Origin of the sequence: Bradyrhizobium oropedii, assembly GCF_020889685.1 — a bacterium.
Taxonomy (GTDB): Bacteria; Pseudomonadota; Alphaproteobacteria; order Rhizobiales; family Xanthobacteraceae; genus Bradyrhizobium; species Bradyrhizobium oropedii.
On record NZ_JACMYO010000094.1, the window covers coordinates 1 to 17,262 of the forward strand.

25 protein-coding genes and 2 pseudogenes are annotated in these 17,262 nt (G+C 64.3%); 14 read left to right on the forward strand and 13 right to left on the reverse strand.

Going from position 1 to position 17,262, the window contains the following annotated elements; all coding sequences use genetic code 11:
• A partial coding sequence (locus H8A95_RS24540) for a serine hydrolase domain-containing protein (protein WP_229185399.1) occupies positions 1-1,427 on the forward strand: 1,427 nt, incomplete at its 5' end.
• A 105-nt stretch (positions 1,428-1,532) separates the two neighbouring features.
• The gene (locus tag H8A95_RS24545; RefSeq protein WP_229185400.1) at positions 1,533-1,739 is read left to right on the forward strand and encodes a hypothetical protein; all 207 of its coding nucleotides are present in this window, start codon (positions 1,533-1,535) and stop codon (positions 1,737-1,739) included.
• Positions 1,740-1,741: 2 nt separating this feature from the next.
• Here H8A95_RS24545 and H8A95_RS24550 read toward each other — a convergent pair whose 3' ends face one another.
• Entirely contained in the window at positions 1,742-2,470 is a 729-nt protein-coding gene (locus tag H8A95_RS24550) for a class I SAM-dependent methyltransferase (protein ID WP_229185401.1), read from the reverse strand.
• A gap of 192 nt (positions 2,471-2,662) precedes the next feature.
• On the opposite strand from H8A95_RS24550, the gene H8A95_RS24555 reads away from it, so the two are divergent.
• Together H8A95_RS24555 and H8A95_RS24560 are read left to right on the forward strand one after the other, a co-directional pair.
• Positions 2,663-2,848: a hypothetical protein gene (locus H8A95_RS24555; protein WP_229185402.1), complete on the forward strand. Its 186-nt coding sequence runs from the start codon at positions 2,663-2,665 to the stop codon at positions 2,846-2,848.
• Between the two features lie 149 nt (positions 2,849-2,997).
• Positions 2,998-3,519, forward strand: a complete 522-nt coding sequence (locus H8A95_RS24560; RefSeq protein ID WP_229185404.1) for a DUF1993 domain-containing protein — start codon at positions 2,998-3,000, stop codon at positions 3,517-3,519.
• Positions 3,520-3,630: 111 nt separating this feature from the next.
• Here H8A95_RS24560 and H8A95_RS24565 read toward each other — a convergent pair whose 3' ends face one another.
• The 8 genes from H8A95_RS24565 to H8A95_RS24600 all read right to left on the reverse strand — a co-directional run bounded on the left by H8A95_RS24565 (position 3,631) and on the right by H8A95_RS24600 (position 7,805).
• Positions 3,631-3,867, reverse strand: a complete 237-nt coding sequence (locus H8A95_RS24565) for a hypothetical protein (RefSeq protein WP_229185405.1) — start codon at positions 3,865-3,867, stop codon at positions 3,631-3,633.
• A 325-nt stretch (positions 3,868-4,192) separates the two neighbouring features.
• Positions 4,193-4,366: a hypothetical protein gene (locus H8A95_RS24570; protein WP_229185407.1), complete on the reverse strand. Its 174-nt coding sequence runs from the start codon at positions 4,364-4,366 to the stop codon at positions 4,193-4,195.
• Positions 4,367-4,376: 10 nt separating this feature from the next.
• Positions 4,377-4,607, reverse strand: coding sequence for a DUF6894 family protein (locus H8A95_RS24575; protein WP_229185408.1), 231 nt, complete (start codon positions 4,605-4,607; stop codon positions 4,377-4,379).
• 139 nt (positions 4,608-4,746) lie between these two features.
• Positions 4,747-5,091, reverse strand: coding sequence for a tRNA-binding protein (locus H8A95_RS24580; RefSeq protein ID WP_229185409.1), 345 nt, complete (start codon positions 5,089-5,091; stop codon positions 4,747-4,749).
• Between the two features lie 7 nt (positions 5,092-5,098).
• A complete protein-coding gene (locus tag H8A95_RS24585; RefSeq protein ID WP_229185411.1) occupies positions 5,099-6,094 on the reverse strand; it encodes a M23 family metallopeptidase in 996 nt (331 codons plus the stop codon).
• Positions 6,095-6,119: 25 nt separating this feature from the next.
• Entirely contained in the window at positions 6,120-6,746 is a 627-nt protein-coding gene (locus H8A95_RS24590) for a LysE family translocator (protein WP_229185413.1), read from the reverse strand.
• A 17-nt stretch (positions 6,747-6,763) separates the two neighbouring features.
• A complete protein-coding gene (pdxY, locus tag H8A95_RS24595; RefSeq protein ID WP_229185415.1) occupies positions 6,764-7,621 on the reverse strand; it encodes a pyridoxal kinase PdxY in 858 nt (285 codons plus the stop codon).
• A 10-nt stretch (positions 7,622-7,631) separates the two neighbouring features.
• A complete protein-coding gene (locus tag H8A95_RS24600; RefSeq protein WP_016840760.1) occupies positions 7,632-7,805 on the reverse strand; it encodes a hypothetical protein in 174 nt (57 codons plus the stop codon).
• A 435-nt stretch (positions 7,806-8,240) separates the two neighbouring features.
• On the opposite strand from H8A95_RS24600, the gene H8A95_RS24605 reads away from it, so the two are divergent.
• Positions 8,241-8,483, forward strand: coding sequence for a hypothetical protein (locus H8A95_RS24605; RefSeq protein ID WP_229185417.1), 243 nt, complete (start codon positions 8,241-8,243; stop codon positions 8,481-8,483).
• A gap of 85 nt (positions 8,484-8,568) precedes the next feature.
• On the forward strand, positions 8,569-9,234 hold the full coding sequence (locus H8A95_RS24610) for an FMN-binding negative transcriptional regulator (protein WP_229185418.1): 666 nt from the start codon (positions 8,569-8,571) through the stop codon (positions 9,232-9,234).
• 164 nt (positions 9,235-9,398) lie between these two features.
• Here the strand turns inward: H8A95_RS24610 and H8A95_RS24615 are convergent, their stop codons facing one another.
• Positions 9,399-10,199 carry an alpha/beta fold hydrolase gene (locus tag H8A95_RS24615; RefSeq protein ID WP_229185420.1) on the reverse strand — a complete coding sequence of 267 codons (801 nt, stop codon included), beginning with the start codon at positions 10,197-10,199 and terminating at the stop codon, positions 9,399-9,401.
• A 115-nt stretch (positions 10,200-10,314) separates the two neighbouring features.
• On the opposite strand from H8A95_RS24615, the pseudogene H8A95_RS44220 reads away from it, so the two are divergent.
• The 7 genes and pseudogenes from H8A95_RS44220 to H8A95_RS24645 all read left to right on the forward strand — a co-directional run.
• A pseudogene (locus H8A95_RS44220) lies at positions 10,315-10,449 on the forward strand (helix-turn-helix domain-containing protein); the annotation flags it as partial.
• Positions 10,450-10,530: 81 nt separating this feature from the next.
• On the forward strand, positions 10,531-11,253 hold the full coding sequence (locus H8A95_RS24620; RefSeq protein WP_338027942.1) for a substrate-binding domain-containing protein: 723 nt from the start codon (positions 10,531-10,533) through the stop codon (positions 11,251-11,253).
• A gap of 457 nt (positions 11,254-11,710) precedes the next feature.
• Positions 11,711-12,457, forward strand: coding sequence for an ROK family protein (locus tag H8A95_RS24625; protein ID WP_229185423.1), 747 nt, complete (start codon positions 11,711-11,713; stop codon positions 12,455-12,457).
• Between the two features lie 129 nt (positions 12,458-12,586).
• Positions 12,587-12,847, forward strand: coding sequence for a PepSY domain-containing protein (locus tag H8A95_RS24630; RefSeq protein ID WP_229185425.1), 261 nt, complete (start codon positions 12,587-12,589; stop codon positions 12,845-12,847).
• 184 nt (positions 12,848-13,031) lie between these two features.
• Complete coding sequence (locus H8A95_RS24635) at positions 13,032-14,315, forward strand: cystathionine gamma-synthase family protein (protein WP_229185426.1); 1,284 nt, start codon at positions 13,032-13,034, stop codon at positions 14,313-14,315.
• Positions 14,316-14,420: 105 nt separating this feature from the next.
• Positions 14,421-14,723, forward strand: a complete 303-nt coding sequence (locus tag H8A95_RS24640; protein ID WP_229185427.1) for a putative quinol monooxygenase — start codon at positions 14,421-14,423, stop codon at positions 14,721-14,723.
• 98 nt (positions 14,724-14,821) lie between these two features.
• Positions 14,822-15,172, forward strand: a complete 351-nt coding sequence (locus tag H8A95_RS24645) for a zinc ribbon domain-containing protein YjdM (protein WP_229185429.1) — start codon at positions 14,822-14,824, stop codon at positions 15,170-15,172.
• A gap of 9 nt (positions 15,173-15,181) precedes the next feature.
• On the opposite strand, the gene H8A95_RS44510 is transcribed toward H8A95_RS24645, so the two are convergent.
• Complete coding sequence (locus tag H8A95_RS44510) at positions 15,182-15,538, reverse strand: LysR substrate-binding domain-containing protein (RefSeq protein WP_420839449.1); 357 nt, start codon at positions 15,536-15,538, stop codon at positions 15,182-15,184.
• Positions 15,529-15,822 (reverse strand): annotated as a pseudogene (locus H8A95_RS44515) (LysR substrate-binding domain-containing protein); the annotation flags it as partial. The pseudogene H8A95_RS44515 and the gene H8A95_RS44510, both read right to left, overlap by 10 nt.
• Here H8A95_RS44515 and H8A95_RS24655 point away from each other — a divergent pair.
• On the forward strand, positions 15,709-16,044 hold the full coding sequence (locus H8A95_RS24655; protein WP_229185432.1) for a hypothetical protein: 336 nt from the start codon (positions 15,709-15,711) through the stop codon (positions 16,042-16,044). The pseudogene H8A95_RS44515 and the gene H8A95_RS24655 sit on opposite strands and share 114 nt — an antisense overlap.
• A 143-nt stretch (positions 16,045-16,187) precedes the next feature.
• Here the strand turns inward: H8A95_RS24655 and H8A95_RS24660 are convergent, their stop codons facing one another.
• A complete protein-coding gene (locus H8A95_RS24660) occupies positions 16,188-17,177 on the reverse strand; it encodes an LLM class flavin-dependent oxidoreductase (RefSeq protein ID WP_229185434.1) in 990 nt (329 codons plus the stop codon).
• Positions 17,178-17,262: the final 85 nt, after the last annotated feature.

The following is a 17,262-nucleotide window of genomic DNA, read 5'->3' on the forward strand; positions in this document are numbered from 1 at the left end:
AGACCGCGTTCGCGGATGGGCTGTCGCGCGGCCGGCCGGACGAGCAGGGCATCGCGCCATCCGCGATCCTCGATTTCCTCGACGAGGTCGACCGCCAGGGTTACGAGCTGCACAGCTTCATGCTCTGGCGCAACGGCCAGGTAGTCGCGGAGGGCTGGTGGTCGCCGTATCGCGCCGATCGCAATCACATGATGCATTCGCTGACCAAGAGCGTCACCGTCAGCGCGGTCGGGCTCGCGATGGCCGACAAGCGCTTCGGCCTGCAGGACAAGGCGGTCTCGTTCTTCAAGGACAAGCTGCCGCCTGATGTTGACGACAAGCTTGCGGCGATGACGGTCGAGGATCTCCTGACCATGCGCACCGGCCACGCCTCGATGACCTCGGGATCGGCGTGGCGGCCGATCAAGACCAGCTGGGTCGCCGAGTTCTTCAAGATTCCCGTCGTCTATCAGCCGGGCACGAAATGGGTCTACACCTCGGCTGCGACTTACCTGTTGTCCGCGATCGTCACCAAGACGACTGGCGAAACCGTCGCCGACTATCTGAAGCCGCGGCTGTTCGATCCGCTTGGAATCTCGGGCTACGAATGGCCTGTCGGGCCCGAGGGCATCTCGCCGGGCGCCAACGGGCTGAGCTGGAAGACGGTCGATTGCCTCAAGCTCGGCATCCTGTATGCGCAGAACGGCATGTGGAACGGCAAGCAGGTGCTGCCCGCCGACTGGGTGGCGGCGGTGCAGCAGCCGCATGTCAAGGACACCTATGGCTATCAATGGTGGATCGGGCCCGAGACGTTCTACGCCGACGGGCTGTTCGACCAGCTCAGCTTCGTCTTCCCCAAGCACAACGCCGTGCTCGCGATCACCGCCGGCATTCCGCAACGCAGCGGTTTCAACAAACTGGTGTTCCGGCATTTCCCGGCGATGTTCGCAGGCACAGTGGCGAAGAACGATGCCGATGCCGAGAAGCTGAAGGTGCGTACCGCGGCCTTGCAGCTGCTGACGCCATTGGTGCCGGCATCGTCGCCGGTCGCCGCGCAGATTTCCGGCAAGACCTGGCAGATGCCGGAGAATGCCGATGCGATCAAATCGGTCGGTCTCAGCTTCGCCGCCAAGACCTGCACCTTCACGCTCGAGGACAACAGGGGCACTCACAAGATCGAGGTCGGTCTCGACGTGCCGCGCGAGGGCACCACGACGATGACCGGCAACAAGCTGCATCATGAGTACCAGCCCGAAATGATGTGGGTGGTTGCGAGCGGCACCTGGCGCGACCTGCGCACCTTCGTGATGACCTGGACCTTCGTCGAATCGGCGTTCCGCGATACCGTGACCTGCACCTTCGAGGGTCCGCAGCTGCGATTCGCGCGCAGCGTCAATGTCAACTCGTCGGCGCTCGATATGCCGACTTTGATGGGCAAGCTGGCGTAGCCGCGACCGCAAATTGCGCTCTGCCGCATCTTGCAGTGGGGCTTCCACCAAATTGTCACACTCCCAGCGAATTGCGGCCCAAAGCCGCTGCCAACAAGCCGTCGGATGGATGACGTCGGCGAGGGACAAGCGTTGGCCTACAAGATGATCGCAGAACGCGAGAACGAAACGGTCAGGATCGAGCGAGAGAGCACGTTCATCATCATCGCCAAGGCCAGGGTCTGGGCCAGCGAGGGATGGCAGGTGGTGATCACCGACAAGGACGGAAAATCATACCCGCCCGAGGAATTCGAGAAGCTGCTCGCGGCGTGATGTTAACGCTGCGCTGACACCAGCAGCATCATCGGTCGCTCGAGTTCGTCGGCGAGTTCGGGCATCGCCTTGATCTGCTCCCGCGTCGGGGAGAATTCCTCGACATGGCGCAGCGTGAAGCCGGCGCCGATCAACGCATTGAGCGTGGTGCCGACGGTGCGGTGATATTTCAGCACGCCCTTGACGTACCAATCCGTCCGGCGTTCGCCTTCGATGAAGTAGCGGTTGACCGGCCAGGTCTTGCGGCCGTCCTGGTCGCGTCCCCAGTCCGGATGGGCGGCCGCCATGTAGATCGGATGTTCGATGGTGAAGACCAGATGCCCGTCCGCGACGAGCGTGCGATAGAGCATGCGCGCCAGCCGATCAAAATCCCTGATGTAGTGGAAGGTGAGGGCGCCGTAGGCGAGATCGAACGTGGCCTTCGGCAGCTCCAGCGTCTCGAGGTCGGCGATCTCGTAGGTGATGGCCGGATCCTGCGTCATGGCAGTGGCGCGCGCGATCATGTTCTGCGAGAGGTCGACGCCGAGCACGTCGGACGCGCCTTGCTCGCGCATCCAGCGTGACACCCAGCCGAAGCCGCAGCCGAGATCGACCACGCGCTTGCCGGCCAGATCAGGCAGCATGGCGCGGATCGCAGGCCATTCGGGCGCGCCAAGCAGACCGCGGACCTGCCGCGGCAGCTGGCTGTAGCCGGCGAAGAAGCCGGGATCGTCGTAGATGTTCTGCGCCATGGGCACGGCAACCCGGGAAGGGACGGAGTTCGCCCCTCTGTAACCGCCGCCGTGGCGCGTGGGAACCGCTGATTGTGTCGCGCATCGGGATCTTACTGGAACCAGACGTGCCGTTCAGTGGTTTCTAATGTCAGCCGCAGGACGCGCGGTGAGGGCCGTCTTTGCGGCATTTTGACAGCCGAGGAGAGCGCCATGATAGCCGAGATGCAGATTCACACCATCGCGCGGCAGATGCTGGAGAAGCACGGCGCGCAGGCGATCGCCCAGGCGGCGCAGAACGCTGTGGCCTGCGAGAGCAAGGGCGAGACCGAAGACGCGCGCGACTGGCGCCATATCGAGGACGCCATGAAGATGATGCGCGGACCGCATCAAAGCTGACGGTCAGAAGCCACGTGCTGATCGAATGATCCGGCGCTGGGCGCTGGACCATTCGAATTGCGAATCCCCAGTGCCGCTTGCCTTCGCCGGAAATTCCGGGAACTCTGCGCCGGCAAGCAGCAGACAAATTCTATATGGGGGAATTCGCCATGACCTTTTCACTCTACGACGCGACCGTTGCCAACTATCTGCAGATCCTCGGCGCCACTTCGGGCTTTCTCGACAAGAGCCTCGCGCATTTCAAGGAGAGCGGCGTCGATCCGGCCGAGATCGTCGAGACCCGGCTGTTTCCCGACATGTTGCCGTTCCGCTTCCAGGTGGTCTCGCTCGCGCATCATTCCCGCGGCGCGATGGAGGCCGCGAAGAACGGCGTGTTCGTCCCGCCCTCCGGCAAGCCCGATCTGGATTACGCCGCGCTGCAGGCGCTGGTGAAGGACGCGCAGAGCGAATTGTCGGCCCTGACGCCGGATGCGGTCAATGCGTTGCTCGGGCGCGAAGTGATGTTCAAGGTCGGTGACCGCTCGATGCCGTTCACGGCCGAAGGATTCCTGATGTCGTTCTCGCTGCCGAACTTCTTCTTCCACTCGACCACCGCCTACGACATCCTGCGTCACAAGGGCGCGCCGCTCGGCAAGCGCGACTTCATCGGCCGATTGAATCTGAAGAAGTGATCGGGCCACGCGCGAGCCGGTCTTGCAGAGGCGGCGCTACCTGCCGCCGCGCAGCAAGATCAGGACCGCGCGCGGACAAGCGCGATCAGCTGAACCCAGTTCCTGCCGGCGCTAGCCCGTCCTGCGCCAACGTGGCACGGGATCGAGCGGTGTCCGGTACAGCTCGTGCCGGTCAATGTCGGTGACGCGCACCGCGCAGCCGCGTGACTTCAGCTCCGGCTTGACCTGCGACAGCTCGTCGGCGAGCTGATCGGCGCGATCGGAGGCAAGGCTGATGTCTTCGAGGATGATCGTTCCTTGATTACGGAACTCGTCCCCCACCACGAGATCGAAGGTGTAGTACGGCATCCCGAAGTTCTCCATTTCGGTTTGCATCACAGGGTAACACTGAGTCGTGCATTCCCTAAGATGCGAGGCGCACAATCATCGAGCGATCGGCACAAAAACGGTGTGCAGCGCGTTGAGCAAGATGAACGACCAAGCGCGCGCAGCACGGCGAAGGAGTCCTGTGCCGTAGCTCACCGCCATGTCGTTAAGATTTGATTAAAACTGTCGTCGCAAGCTTGAGCCCAGTTGGAAATGCAGCGGAACCGGACTCCGGGAACCGGCAGCTGCAGGAGAAGGCCGGTGGCGTAACGCCCGCCGGCCTTTTCTCGTCCTGGACGCCCCCGAACTAGTCGCGCAATGCGGCTTGCTGCCTGGCGCGGCACTTCGGGCCGGGTCCGCGCATGTAATACAGTTCGGGGCGATAGGGGTTGGCGACACCGTCGAGCAGCGCGACGAAGCGCGCGACAAAGTGGGCAAGGCGGCGGCGAAGCGGGCGCAGGGCAAGTTCCATCGCATTCATGGCGCGCCCCTCAGTGCAACTCGCCGAGGATGGCGGTGAACGGCAGCTCGAAGATCTCGGTCCCGATGTCGTCGGTGACGTGGACCGCCCAGTTGCGCCAGTCTTCCGCGCTCGGTGTCATGACAAAGCTGCGCGCCAGCTGCTCCGCATGGGCGCGTGCCTCCGAAAAGTCCATGGCGGCGCCGATGCGATCCAGGATCACGTGCTTGTCGTCGGAGCAGTGAAAGAAAACTGCAGACATCTTCCGATTCCCATGCCGAAGCGATTCTCGCGCATTGGAATAGCAGCGCGCGCGGGCACCGAGAATCCGGGTGATCCCCCATCGGTAAACTACGGGGATTCCAGACGATTTGAATCACGCGGCCGTGATCTCCGCGGCGTCAGAAGATCGGCTCGCCGATCGCCACCTCGCTGCGCGGGCCGAGCACGATCACCCGGCCACAGGCGTCCTTGGCGCCGAGGATCAGGAGTTCCGAGGTGAAACCCGCGATGTTCTTCGCACCCAGATTGCAGACGCACACCACCAGCGAGCCGACCAGCGCCGCCGGCTCGTAATTCGTGATCTGGGCGCTCGACCACATGATCCGCTCGGCGCCGACATCGACGCCGACCTTGTAGGAGGGATTGCGGTCGCGCGGAAGCGGTTGCACCTCGACCACCTTGCCGATCCGGATGTCGAGGCGAGCGAAGTCGTCATAGGTGGCTTGGGGCTTCAGTGGAGACAATCTGTCCTCATGGTTTGCGCGGGCGGCCGGCGAACACGTCCGCATCGAAGGTCTGGGGATTGACGGGATCGTAGTGCGACCACTCCATCGACGGGTCATTGCCATAGCGCGCCTGCCACGCCGCATCGGTCTTGAGCCCCCCGATGACGGCGGGCCGAACCTCGAAATGCAGCACCTTGCGCGGGCCGACCTCGCCGATCTTGTCCTGCTTCCGGATCTTCGCGCCGACCGCAACCGGCCGGCCATCGGCGCCGACGATGCGGCCGAGCTGGGCATAGCGGCTGAAGACGACGTGTTCATTGGGATAGGTGTGCTTGACCACGACATAACGCCCGCAGTGTCCGATGTTGAAGGCGTCCACCGAGGCCTGGTCATCCGGCTCGACCCGGATCACGACGCCATCGTCCATCGCGGCCACCGGCGCGCCTTCCTTGTCCGACGTCATGTCGACGCCGGGATGAAAATCCGCCGTGCCGCATCCGCAGGGTGGCTCCGTTGCTTCCTTGGCGGCCGTGGCAGGCGCGGCTTTGAGGGTCTGGAATTCATTGACCAGCAGCCCGGGTCCCTCGTGGGCGGTGAAGACATGGATCGCGAACAGGGTCAGGCGGCTGCCAAGCGGTACTTCGCGGGGCAGGAAAGCGCGCACCACGTCCTGGATGTAGAGGATCGCTTCCTTGCCCTTCGCCGAACGCACCTTGATGCAGCGCGAGACCTGGGTGCCGTCGATTTGTTCCTTCGTGAAGCCCTGCATCCGCATCGTCGATTCGAGCGATTGGATCGCGCATGTTTCCTCGTAGGAGACCAGCGTGACCTCGAGCCGCAATGGTTTCGAACCGTTGAGGTCGAAGCCGGTCTTGGGCCGCGGCTGCGCCAGCACGTCGTCGAGATCGGTTTCCTTGTAGCGCGCGTAGTCGAACGCCAGCGCGGGGGCGGTGAGCAGCGTCGCAAGCCCGGCAACGATGATTGCTGCCGCGATGCGCGATTTCAGGCCGGCCCCGATCATGTCTCCCCCTCAAAGTCTTTGCGGCTCAGCGTTCCTGAAACGCGAGGCGGATGCCGAGCGCGATATAGATCGTGCCGACCACGCGGCCCTGCCACTGCCCGATGCGGCGATGCCGCCTGATCCACGGGCTGATCCGGCCGGCGGCGAGCGCGAGCAGCGAGGTATAGGCCGCGCTCATCACGACGAAGATCAGGCCGAGCGTCGCGAACTGCGCGACGGCCGAGCCGTGGCCGGGATGGACGAACTGCGGCAGGAAGGCGAGGAAGAACAGCGCGGTCTTCGGATTGAGCATTTCCGCCCAGATCGCCTGCCGGAACGCGCGGCGCGGATCGACCGGCTGCGACGCCGGCAAATGCAGGTCGTCGTTCTTCTCGAACAGCGCGCGGATGCCGAGCACGATCAGGTAGATCACGCCGGCATATTTGACGATCGAGAACGCGAGCGCCGAGGTCATCAGCACCGCCGACAGGCCGAACGTCGCCATCGCGGTGTGGACGAGATCGCCCAGCGCGATGCCGAGCCCGGTCGCAACGCCGACGCGCGCGCCGCCGGTGACCGAACGCGCCAGCACGAGCAGCACGGCTGGCCCCGGGATCAGGAACAGGCCGAGCACGACGGCGGCGTAGGTGAGGAGGGTGGTGAGGTCGATCATGTCGTGGGTTCCGGATGTCAGGATGCGGGGATGGCGACCGCCGCGAAGCGCGGCTTCGGATCGAGCATCACGTCGGCACTTTCGACAATCCGCATCTCCTCGGTTCCTCTCTGTGCGGTGCGCTCCAGCACGCCGTGGATGCCTGATGCCGCATGGCTGAGCGCGTCCGGTGTCGCGAGGCCGCGGACACGGGCGGCGACGAACAGCGCGGCGAACAGGTCGCCGGTGCCGGACGGGCTGATCGGCACGCGCGGGGTGCGCACCCTCCAGGCTCCCGTATGCTCGATCGCCAGCGTCTCGATCTCACTGTGGGGCGTGCCGGCAAGCTCGGCGCTGGTCACGACGATGGTCGCCGGTCCCCGCGCCATCAGCGTGCGTGCCTGCGCAACCACGTCATCGATTGTCGTCACGCGCGCGCCGCACAGGAATTCGAACTCGAAATGGTTGGGCGTGATGATGTCGGCCAGCGCACAGAGCTGGTCGCGCACCAGTGGTGGAATGTCCGATCGCACGAACATGCCGCGGTCGCGGTCGCCGAGCACGGGATCGCAGCAATAGAGCAGGGCCGGGTTTTGTGCCTTGGCACGGGCGACGAAGTCGGCGACATCCATGGCGATGTCGGCTGAGCCGAGATAGCCCGACAGGATCATCCGCGCGGCCTCGACCGCGCCACGCTCCTCGACCCCGCGCAGCAGGTCGGCGACGAGCTGCACGTCGAGCACCCGGCCGCGGATCGTCGGATAGCCCGGACGGTTGCTGAGCAGCGTGGTCGGAACGGCGACGACGTCGATGCCGTGCAGCTGGATCGGAAAGGCCGCGGCGCTGTTGCCGACATGGCCCCAGGCGACCTGGGACTGGATCGAGATGACGGTCATGTTGTCCGCATCAACCGAACAGTGCCGCGTAGATGACGTACAGCCAGCCCAGGATACCGTGGATGATCGCCCACAGGATCGAATGGTTCTTGGTGTAGGAGATCGCAATCGCCAGTGCCGAGCCGAACCCCACGCCGTATTTCGCGCCCTCGACGCGGACGCCATAATATCGATTGCCGTTCATGGTGATCCTTCCAGCGGGAGGGCGTGAGAATTGAGACAGCGTAACCCGTCAGTTGCGGTCAGTTCAACGGCGGAACGAGCCTCTACGGATGCGCGGCGCTCGTTGGCGTGGTGCTGCGAGACGGTCGCGTCGCGGTCTCCCTGGTTCGAGCCCGCGATCTCCACAATCGTCGTCCTGGCGAAAGCCAGGACCCCATAACCACCGGCTCTGGTTGTGAAAGGGATTGGGCGATGACGACCATGGGTGCGGAGGCAACTTTCCGGAAGCCGGTCACGCCCCGATCAATCGAATGTGTCGAACCGAGCCGTGGGACACGCGAATTCGCCTCGTCGTCCCGGAATAATCGGGCACCGCCATTCGTCATGGTAGCAGCGAAAATGCTTCAGCAGGCGGGCGAGATAGCCCCATCCTGTTGAATCCGACAGGAGAAGCTCGATGATCGGGATTAAGCACGTCGCTGCGGGCCTGGTCGCGCTCGCCATGCTGACGACGTCGGCCATGGCGCGCGAGGTTCCGGCGGCCGGGCCATACGCCTTCGTGAAGGGGCACCCCGGCGCCAACCACTGGAGCGGTGCACCGCTCCGGGCACCGGCTCTACGCTTCGGCGAGTCCGAGGCGCTGCCGCGGGACCAGCCCGGCGGCGTCTGCGATCATGGCGACAATGCCATGATCTGCTGAGCCGGATGGTGCATGGCGGTGATCTCCGGCGAAAGTTGCGCTAGCCTCGCTGGGTCGTCTCCCTCCAGCTGCGAGCGCCGCCGCCATGCACATCCTCCGTCCCCAGTTTCGCATCGAGCAGGACCGCGCGCTGGCCTTTGCGGCGGCGCGCGGCTTCGGCGCCATCGTCGCCGCCGATGCGCGCGGCCCGCGGGCATCGCATGTGCCGTTCGTGATCACGCGGCGCGACGACCGCGTGGTCGTGCAAATCCATCTCACCGCCAGGAACCCGCTGGTCGAGCTCGCCGACGGCGTCAGGCGCTTCCTGCTGATCGTCTCCGGCGACGACGCCTATATCTCGAACGACTGGTACGTCTCGCGCGATAACGTCTCGACCTGGCTGTACGAGGCGGTGCATCTGTCCGGCGTCGCGCGCCTGCGCGATTACGAGGAGAACCGCGGCCATGGCGATGCGCTGCTTGCAGTCTCCGAGGCGCGGCTGCCGAAGCAACCCTGGGACCTCGCACAGATGGAGCCGGGCAAGCGCGAACAGATGCTGGCGGGGATCAGGGTGATCGATATCGTCGTCGACGAGATCGAGGGCCAGTCGAAACTCAATCAGCACAAGAGCGATGCTGACTATGTCGCGCTGGTCAACCGTCTCGCGCACGCGGAGGAGACGGCAAGCCGCAGGCTTGCCGGGAAGATGCGCGCGCTGCGGCCGGAGCTCGAATATGAGAGTGATCGCGTAGGGCGGGTTAGCGAAGCGTAACCCGCCATCTTTGTTGCGAGGGCGGATTACGCCTTCGGCTAATCCGCCCTACAAGGTGCACCCGCATCGGGATTGCAAACGTGTTGTTAAGATTCGCTCTGTGCTGATTTGCCCGATTCCGATTCGTTCTTTGCGAACAAAATGGAGTCGGATGAGGAACATAATCAGGGCGCGGCATGCAGGAAGCTCGCGACTTCCTCGTTGAATCGGTCCATCTGCTCGACATTGAGGATGTGAACGCCGGGCAGCAGAGCGAGTTTTGCATTGGCGATTGCTGCAGCGATCGCCTCGCTGTGACTGGCCCGCGTGACGGTGTCGCTCTCGCCGCCGATGACGAGCGTCGGCGCCGCAATCAGCGCGATGGTGCGGCGAAGATCGACATCGCGCAGTGCGGCGTAACATCCGGCGAGGCCGCGCGGCGGGGTGGTAAGCACCATGGTGCGGAATTCGTCGACAATTTCGTTCGGCGCCGCCAGCATCGTCGCGGGAAACCAGTTGCGCATGAAGCCGTCTGCGATTGCCTCCATGTCCCTGGCTGCCAGGACGGCGCGGATCTGGTCGTCGAACGGCAGCTCGGACGCAAGATACGACGAGGTGTTCGAGAGGATCAGGCGATCGATGCGCTCGGGCGCGAAGATGCCGAGCCACTGCCCGATGAACCCGCCAAGCGACAGACCGAGGAAGTGCGCCCGATCAATGTTGAGGACGTCGAGCAGCTCGACCACATCGCGGCCCAGCCGGTCCAGCGAATAGGCGCCCACGGGCGCCTCTGAACCGCCGTGACCACGGGTGTCGTATCTCAGCAGGCGAAAGGATCGGGTGAAGGCCGGCGCGGAACGGTCCCACATGTGCAAATTGGTGGCGATCGAGTTCGAGAGCACAAGCACCGGCCGGTCATCGGGGCCGTCGCGACGGTACGTAATCCGGCAGCCGTCCCCGGTCGTGAAGTGCTGATCGCCGCTCATCTCGTCAATCCCTTCTGCTGATGGAAGCCGCCGGCTTCGCATTGCGCCAGGCTAGGACTCGCCCTCCGGAAGAGAAATTACTAAGATCGAGCAATCTCTGTAGGTTTTATGAACAATGGATCATATCAAGCTCCACGATCTACGCTGCTTCGACGCGGTCGCGACGAAGCGAAGCTTTCAGGCCGCCGGCACTGCGCTGAACCGGTCGCATCCGTCGGTGTTCGCTGCGGTTGCCCGGCTCGAGCAGCAGCTCGGCCTCACGCTGTTCGATCGCAGCGGATATCGCGTTGAGCTGACCGACGCGGGGCGGACGTTTCACGCACGGGCGCAGGTGACGCTGCGCGAGCTCGATCTCTTGCAGACCTATGCCGATCAGCTGGCCAGCGGAGAGGAGGTCGTCCTGCGTGTCGTGATTGGCGACCTGTGCCCACGGCCGCCGGTTCTGCAAATGCTGTCGGGGTTCTTTGCCAAATATCCCAGGACGCGCCTGCATCTGGAATATGAGGCGGTCGGGGGACCGCTCGAGCGCTTGACCGAGGGGGACGCCGACCTGATTTTTCATCGCGCGGACCCGTCGGATCCGCGCGTCGAGCAGATCAAGCTCTCAACCGCGGTGATGGTGCCGGTTGTCGCTCCCGGGTTTCTGCCGTTTGTATGGACGAAGAAAGTCACGCCGGAGCAGATGCGCCCGTTCACGCAATGCGTGATCCGCGACACGGCGCGGCAATCGTCGCCGGAAAGCTTCTTCCTGATCGAAGGTGCCCATCAGTGTACCGTGCCGGACCAGGTGATGAAGAAGGAGCTGATCCTGCATCGGCTCGCCTGGGGTCATCTGCCGGCATGGCTGATCGTGGATGAACTCCGGGGCGGTCGGCTGATCAGCATCGCCGGACCGAATTTTCCGGGCCGCGAGGAAAATCTGTCGGCAATCCGCCATCGCCGACATTCGCACGGACCGGTCGCGGAAGCGCTTTGGCTTCACCTCGAAGACTGGCGGCTTGCCTCGCGCGCAGGGCGGGGTAGTCAACGTGTCCGCGCGAAGCGCGGACGATGACACGCGCCGTGTGACTCGCCGCAGAAACGTCGCGGAGAGATGGCGGATCATGCTTCGGGTAATCGGCCTATAAAGTGCGTCGTTACCGATGCGATGGAACGTGTTGTTAAGAATCGCTTCGCGCAGATTTTTCGATTCCGATTCGTTCTTCGCGAACAAACTGGAGTCGGATCGGGAACGTGGCTGTGGTGCAGCTGATCGCTTGATCAATGACGTAACTGAACGCAGTGCGCGTGAGTTGCCGCGCGATATTCCGCGCCGAGAGCAATAATCCCACCTCGGTACAACATCAGCTGTTTCGGTGTGGCCGATGCACACGCCTTGTTAAGGCTTGAGCTGCGCTGATTTTCTCGACTCCGATTCGTTCTTCGTGAACAAAATGGAGTCAGATGCGGAACGGGCTGTGGCGCGCGATGCGTTTCTCTGCTCCACTCGATGCGCAGCAGAGAGCGGATTGATGGCCAGGAAAACCAGCAAGACAGCAGCCAGGACAACAGCGAAGAAAGCGGCAAAGCCCGCGTCGCGCCGGATCGTGCTTGCGATCGACATCGGCGGCACGCATGTGAAGGTCATGACCGACAAGGACCGCATCAAGCGCGAATTCGAGTCCGGTCCAGGTCTGTCCGCGATCGAGATGGTGCGGCAGGTCAAGGCGCTGACCGGGGACTGGTCCTATGATGTGATCTCGATCGGCTATCCCGGACCTGTCGTTCACAACCGTCCGCTGACGGAGCCGCATAACCTTGGCCGCGGCTGGGCCGGCTTCGATTTTCACAGCGCGTTCGGCCGGCCGGTCAAGGTCGTCAACGATGCGCTGATGCAGGCGATCGGCAGCTATCAGGGCGGGCGGATGCTGTTTCTCGGCCTTGGTACCGGGCTCGGCTCCGCGATGATCGTGGAGGGCGTTTTCGAACCGATGGAGCTCGGCCATTTGCCATACCGCAAGGGCGAGACCTTCGAGGACTATGTCGGCGCCGCGGGGCTCGAGCGCCGCGGCCTGAAGAAATGGCGCAAGAGCGTCGACGACGTCATCGCGCGGCTGTCTGCCGCGCTTGAGCCCGACTACGTCGTGCTCGGCGGCGGCAACGCCGACAAGGTCGACAACCCGCCACCCAAGGTGCGGTTCGGCGACAACGCCAACGCGTTCGAGGGCGGCTTTCGGATGTGGAAGAAAGGATCGCGTCACGCGAGCGCGCGTCGATGAAATCGCAACTGCCACCAAATTGCCGCGACTGCCGAAGTTTCGTGCTGTTCCGTCGTTGCTGTTCCTGGAACTGATCGCCTGCGCCGCTCGTTTCATCCGGCATAACATCCGTTCCATGAGGAGTGACCGATGCGAAGCTTCATTATTCCTGCCATCGCGGCCCTGGCGATTGGCGCTGCGACGCCTGCGATGGCCTATGATTCCGGCAGCCAGATCTCGATGGAGGCAGCCCTCGACGTCGCAACCAATCTCGGCATCGTGACGGTGTCCAACACCCAGTTCCTCGGTGACGAGTGGGAGGTCGAGGGCCGGGACTATCGCGGCCGCTGGATGCAGGTCGATGTCGACGCGCGCACCGGCGAAGTGCGCAATGTGGATCGCAGCTGGTAGCCGCGTCTTCACTGCTGCGTGAGATTTCGGATACGGCCGGCGGCGCAGGGCGCACGCCGGCCGTAAATTATCCAGAACTGCCCGATGCCGTGCTTTGGCAGAATGGCACAAAGCTGGGGTATGCTCGGTCTCATCATTCCGGGAATCGCCGCCAACGCGGCGGGCCTGCGAAAGGAGACCGGCCATGACAAAACCGTTTCCATCCAAGACCCACATCGGCAACCATCTGCTGCATCCGGAAACCCAGATGCTGAACTATGGCTACGATCCGCAGCTGTCGGAGGGCGCGGTCAAGCCGCCGGTATTTTTGACCTCGACCTTCGTGTTCCGCACCGCCGAGGACGGCAAGGACTTTTTCGATTTCGTCGCGGGCCGCCGCGAGCCCCCGGAAGGCATGGGAGCGGGGCTGGTCTATTCGCGCTTCAATCACCCGAACAGCGAGATCGTCGAGGACCGGCTTGCCATCTATGAGCGCACCGAGAGCTGCGCGCTGTTCTCGTCCGGCATGTCGGCGATCTCGACCACGGTGTTCGCCTTCGCGCGACCCGGCGACGTGATCCTGCATTCGCAGCCGCTCTACGGCGGCACGGAGACGCTGTTCACCAGGACGCTGGCGGCATTTTCGATTCAGGCGGTGGGCTTTGCCGACGGCCTCGACGAGCGCGTCGTCAAGGCCGCGGCCGACGAGGCGATGAAGAAGGGCCGCGTCGCGATGATCTTCATCGAGACGCCGGCCAATCCGACCAACGGCCTGGTCGATATCGCGCTTGTCAGGCGCATCGCCGACATGATCGGCAAGGCGCAGGGCTTCACCCCGATCATCGCCTGCGACAACACGCTGCTCGGGCCGGTGTTTCAACGCCCGATCGAGCACGGCGCCGATCTGTCGCTGTACTCGCTGACCAAATATGTCGGCGGTCATTCCGACTTGATCGCGGGCGCGGCGCTCGGCTCGAAGAAGCTGATGAAGGACGTCAAGGCGCTGCGCGGCGCGATCGGCACCCAGCTCGATCCGCATTCCTGCTGGATGATCAGCCGTTCGCTGGAAACGCTCAGCCTGCGGATGGAAAAGGCCGACCGCAATGCGTTGATCGTCGCCGACTATCTGCGCGACCATCCCAAGGTGGCGCAGGTGCATTATCTCGGCCATCACGACGCGGCATCGCCGGCGGGGCGCGTGTTCGCAAGCCAGAGCAGCGGCGCCGGCTCGACCTTCTCGTTCGACATCGTCGGCGGGCAGGAGGCCGCGGAGAAATTCCTCAACGCGCTGCAAATCTTCAAGCTCGCGGTGAGCCTGGGCGGCACCGAGTCGCTCGCGAGCCTGCCCGCGACGATGACGCATTCCGGCGTGCCCGCCGAGATCAGGAAGAAGATCGGCGTGCTCGATACGACGATCCGGCTCTCGATCGGCATCGAGCATCCGTCCGATCTCGTCGCCGACATCGCGCAGGCGTTGAGCCGGGTGTGAAGGCCACGTAGGGCGGGTGAGCGCAAGCGTAACCCGCCGTATGGCCGGAACGACGGCGGATTACGCTTTCGGCTGATCCGCCCTGCAAGGTTTCCGGAGGGGAGCATGTTGACGATCACGGCGGTCATCCGGGCGAAGAGGGGTCATGAGTCCACGATGCGCCAGGCATTGCTTGATGTCGTGGCGCATGTGCGGGCCAACGAGCCGTCCACCGTCGGCTATCACGTGTCGCAGGACACCTCCGATCCCTGCGTGTTTGCGACCTATGAGCGATACGTGGACCAGGCCGCGATGGACCGGCACAACAATTCGCCGGCGGTGGCGCGGTTCTTCGATGTTGCGAAGCCGATCCTCGACGGTGATGTGACGCTGGTCTACGCGAATGAGATTGCGAGCAGGGCAGGCTAGCGCACGCGCTCGCCGCCGCCCCACGCGGCGGGTTTTCTCTTGCATTGCCCGCACGCGCCCCTACGGTGCGCCGGTGATGGCGGAGACGATATCGAGCAATGGACGCTGCAATGAACTGCCCGAAATGCAATTCCGAGCATGCCTATCAGGACGGCGCTCTCTGGGTCTGCCCGGAATGCGCCCATGAGTGGAGCGCCGAGGCCGCTGCAGCTGCCGAGACCTCGCAGGACGCGGGCGTGCGTGACGCGCATGGCAACCCGCTGACCGACGGCGACAGCGTCATCGTGATCAAGGATCTCAAGGTCAAGGGCTCGTCATCTGTCGTCAAGGGCGGCACCAAGGTGAGGAACATCCGTCTCACCGAGGCAAGCGACGGACACAACATCGCCTGCAAGATCGACGGCATCGGCGCCATGAACCTGAAGTCGGAGTTCGTGAAGAAGGCCTAGCCAGCGCAGCTAGACCTGGGCCTTGAGTGCGCCGGCCAGAAGATCGATCGTGGCGCGAACGCCGGGCAGCATGCCGCGCCGCGACGGAAAGACGAGATGGATGATGCCGTCCTTGGCGCTCCAGTCCGGCAGCACGCGGACCAGTCTTCCATCGCGCAGCGCGCCCTGACATTCGAGCTCGGGCAGCAGGGCGATGCCGATCCCCGCTTGCGCCGCTTGAATGAGAATGGTGAAGTCACCCGCCGAGACCTTCGGCTCGACGGCCACCGAGGCCTTTTGCCCGCGCGTCCCGAGAGCTCCCAGGTGCGCGGACCCGGCGTTTCGGTGGCATCGAGGATCGGCAGGTTCGACAGATCGCCTGCGGATTTGGGCGCACCAAGCTCCTTGAGCAAGGCCGCGTTGGCGACGAGAATCCGCCGGCTGATGCCGATCCTGCGCATCTGCATCTCGCCGTCGGTATCGAGGTTTTCGCGGATCCGAAGGGCGACGTCGACCCGCTCCTCGATCAGATTGATCGCCCTGTTGGTGATGAGGAATTGCGCCCTGAGGCGCGGATATTTCGCGAACAGTTCGGGCAATCGCGGCGCCAGCGCGCGCTGGACGCCGACCGGGCAACCGATGCGCGCGAGGCCCTGGGGCTCGGACTTCATCCGCAGCGCGACTTCGTCGACGGCCTCGGCGACGCAAGCCACGTCGCGGCCTCACCGACCATCCTCGATGCTGGTCTTCGGCGTTGTGAAGTCGCCATCGTCTTCGTCGTCGTCCCGGATGACCGGTGTGAAGCAGGCGTGCTGGATGCTGCGCAGGGCCTTGGTCAGGCTGCTCTTCAGGATGTCGCACATGATCCGTCTCCTTCGATGAGGATGTTGTAGCGACGATCGATCGCCCCATTAGCCGGCGATTGTCAGACGGAGCGTTCCACGGGCTGAACGATGGCGCGTGCGCCGATGCCAGGCGTGCCGCGCGAAACGATCGGTAGCGGTCGGGGGCGTGATGATCTCGGTACGGGCGAAGTCTACGGCGTAATCCCACCGGCCTTGGCGATCAGCTCGAACGAGCGCAGCCGCTTCTGGTGATCGTAGACGTCGGACACGATCATCAGCTCGTCGGCGCCGGTCTCGGCGACCAGCGCATCGATCCCGGCACGCACTGTCTCGGGCGAGCCGACGATGGAGCGTTCCAGCATCCGCATCGCCTGGACTTTCTCCGACGGCGACCAGTAGCTCTCGATGTCGTCGATCGGCGGCTGACTGAGGCCGCGCGCGCCGCGGAAGATGTTGGTGAACGACATCTGCTGCGTGGTCGCAAGCCGCCGCGCTTCGGCGTCGGTGTCGGCGGCGATGACGTTGACGCCGACCATGGTGTAGGGACGCTCGAGTTGCTCCGACGGCTTGAAGCGCGCGCGATAGATCTGCAGCGCCTGGTTCAAGAGCTCGGGGGCGAAGTGCGAGGCGAAGGCGTAGGGCAGGCCGAGCTCGCCGGCCAGCATCGCGCCGAAATTGCTCGACCCGAGAATCCACAGCGGCACGTCGGTGCCCGCGGCCGGCACCGCCTGGATGCGCTGGTTCGGACCGGCGGCCGCCAGGAAGGCCTGCACCTCGAGCACATCCTGCGGAAAATTCTCGGCGGATTCGGGCGTGCGGCGCAACGCGCGCAGCGTGAGCTGATCGGTGCCCGGCGCGCGGCCGAGGCCGAGGTCGATGCGATCCGGAAACAGCCGCGCCAGCGTGCCGAACTGCTCGGCGATCACGTAGGGCGCGTGGTTCGGCAGCATGATGCCGCCGGCGCCGACGCGGATGGTCTTGGTGCCGGCCGCGATATGCCCGATCACGACCGACGTCGCGGCGCTGGCAATGCCGGCCATATTGTGGTGCTCCGCCACCCAGATGCGGCGATAGCCCAGCGCCTCGGCATGCACGGCGACATCGCGCGCGTTGTAGAGCGCGCCGCGCGCGTCGGTTTCCTCGGTGACGCGGACGAGATCGAGAATGGAGAGGGCGGCCACGGCGGCTCCGGAGCGTTAGGGACGGGAGCCGATGGTATTTGGCTGTGTCCAGGTGGGTGCGAAACGGCGGGCGGCCGGTTCATGC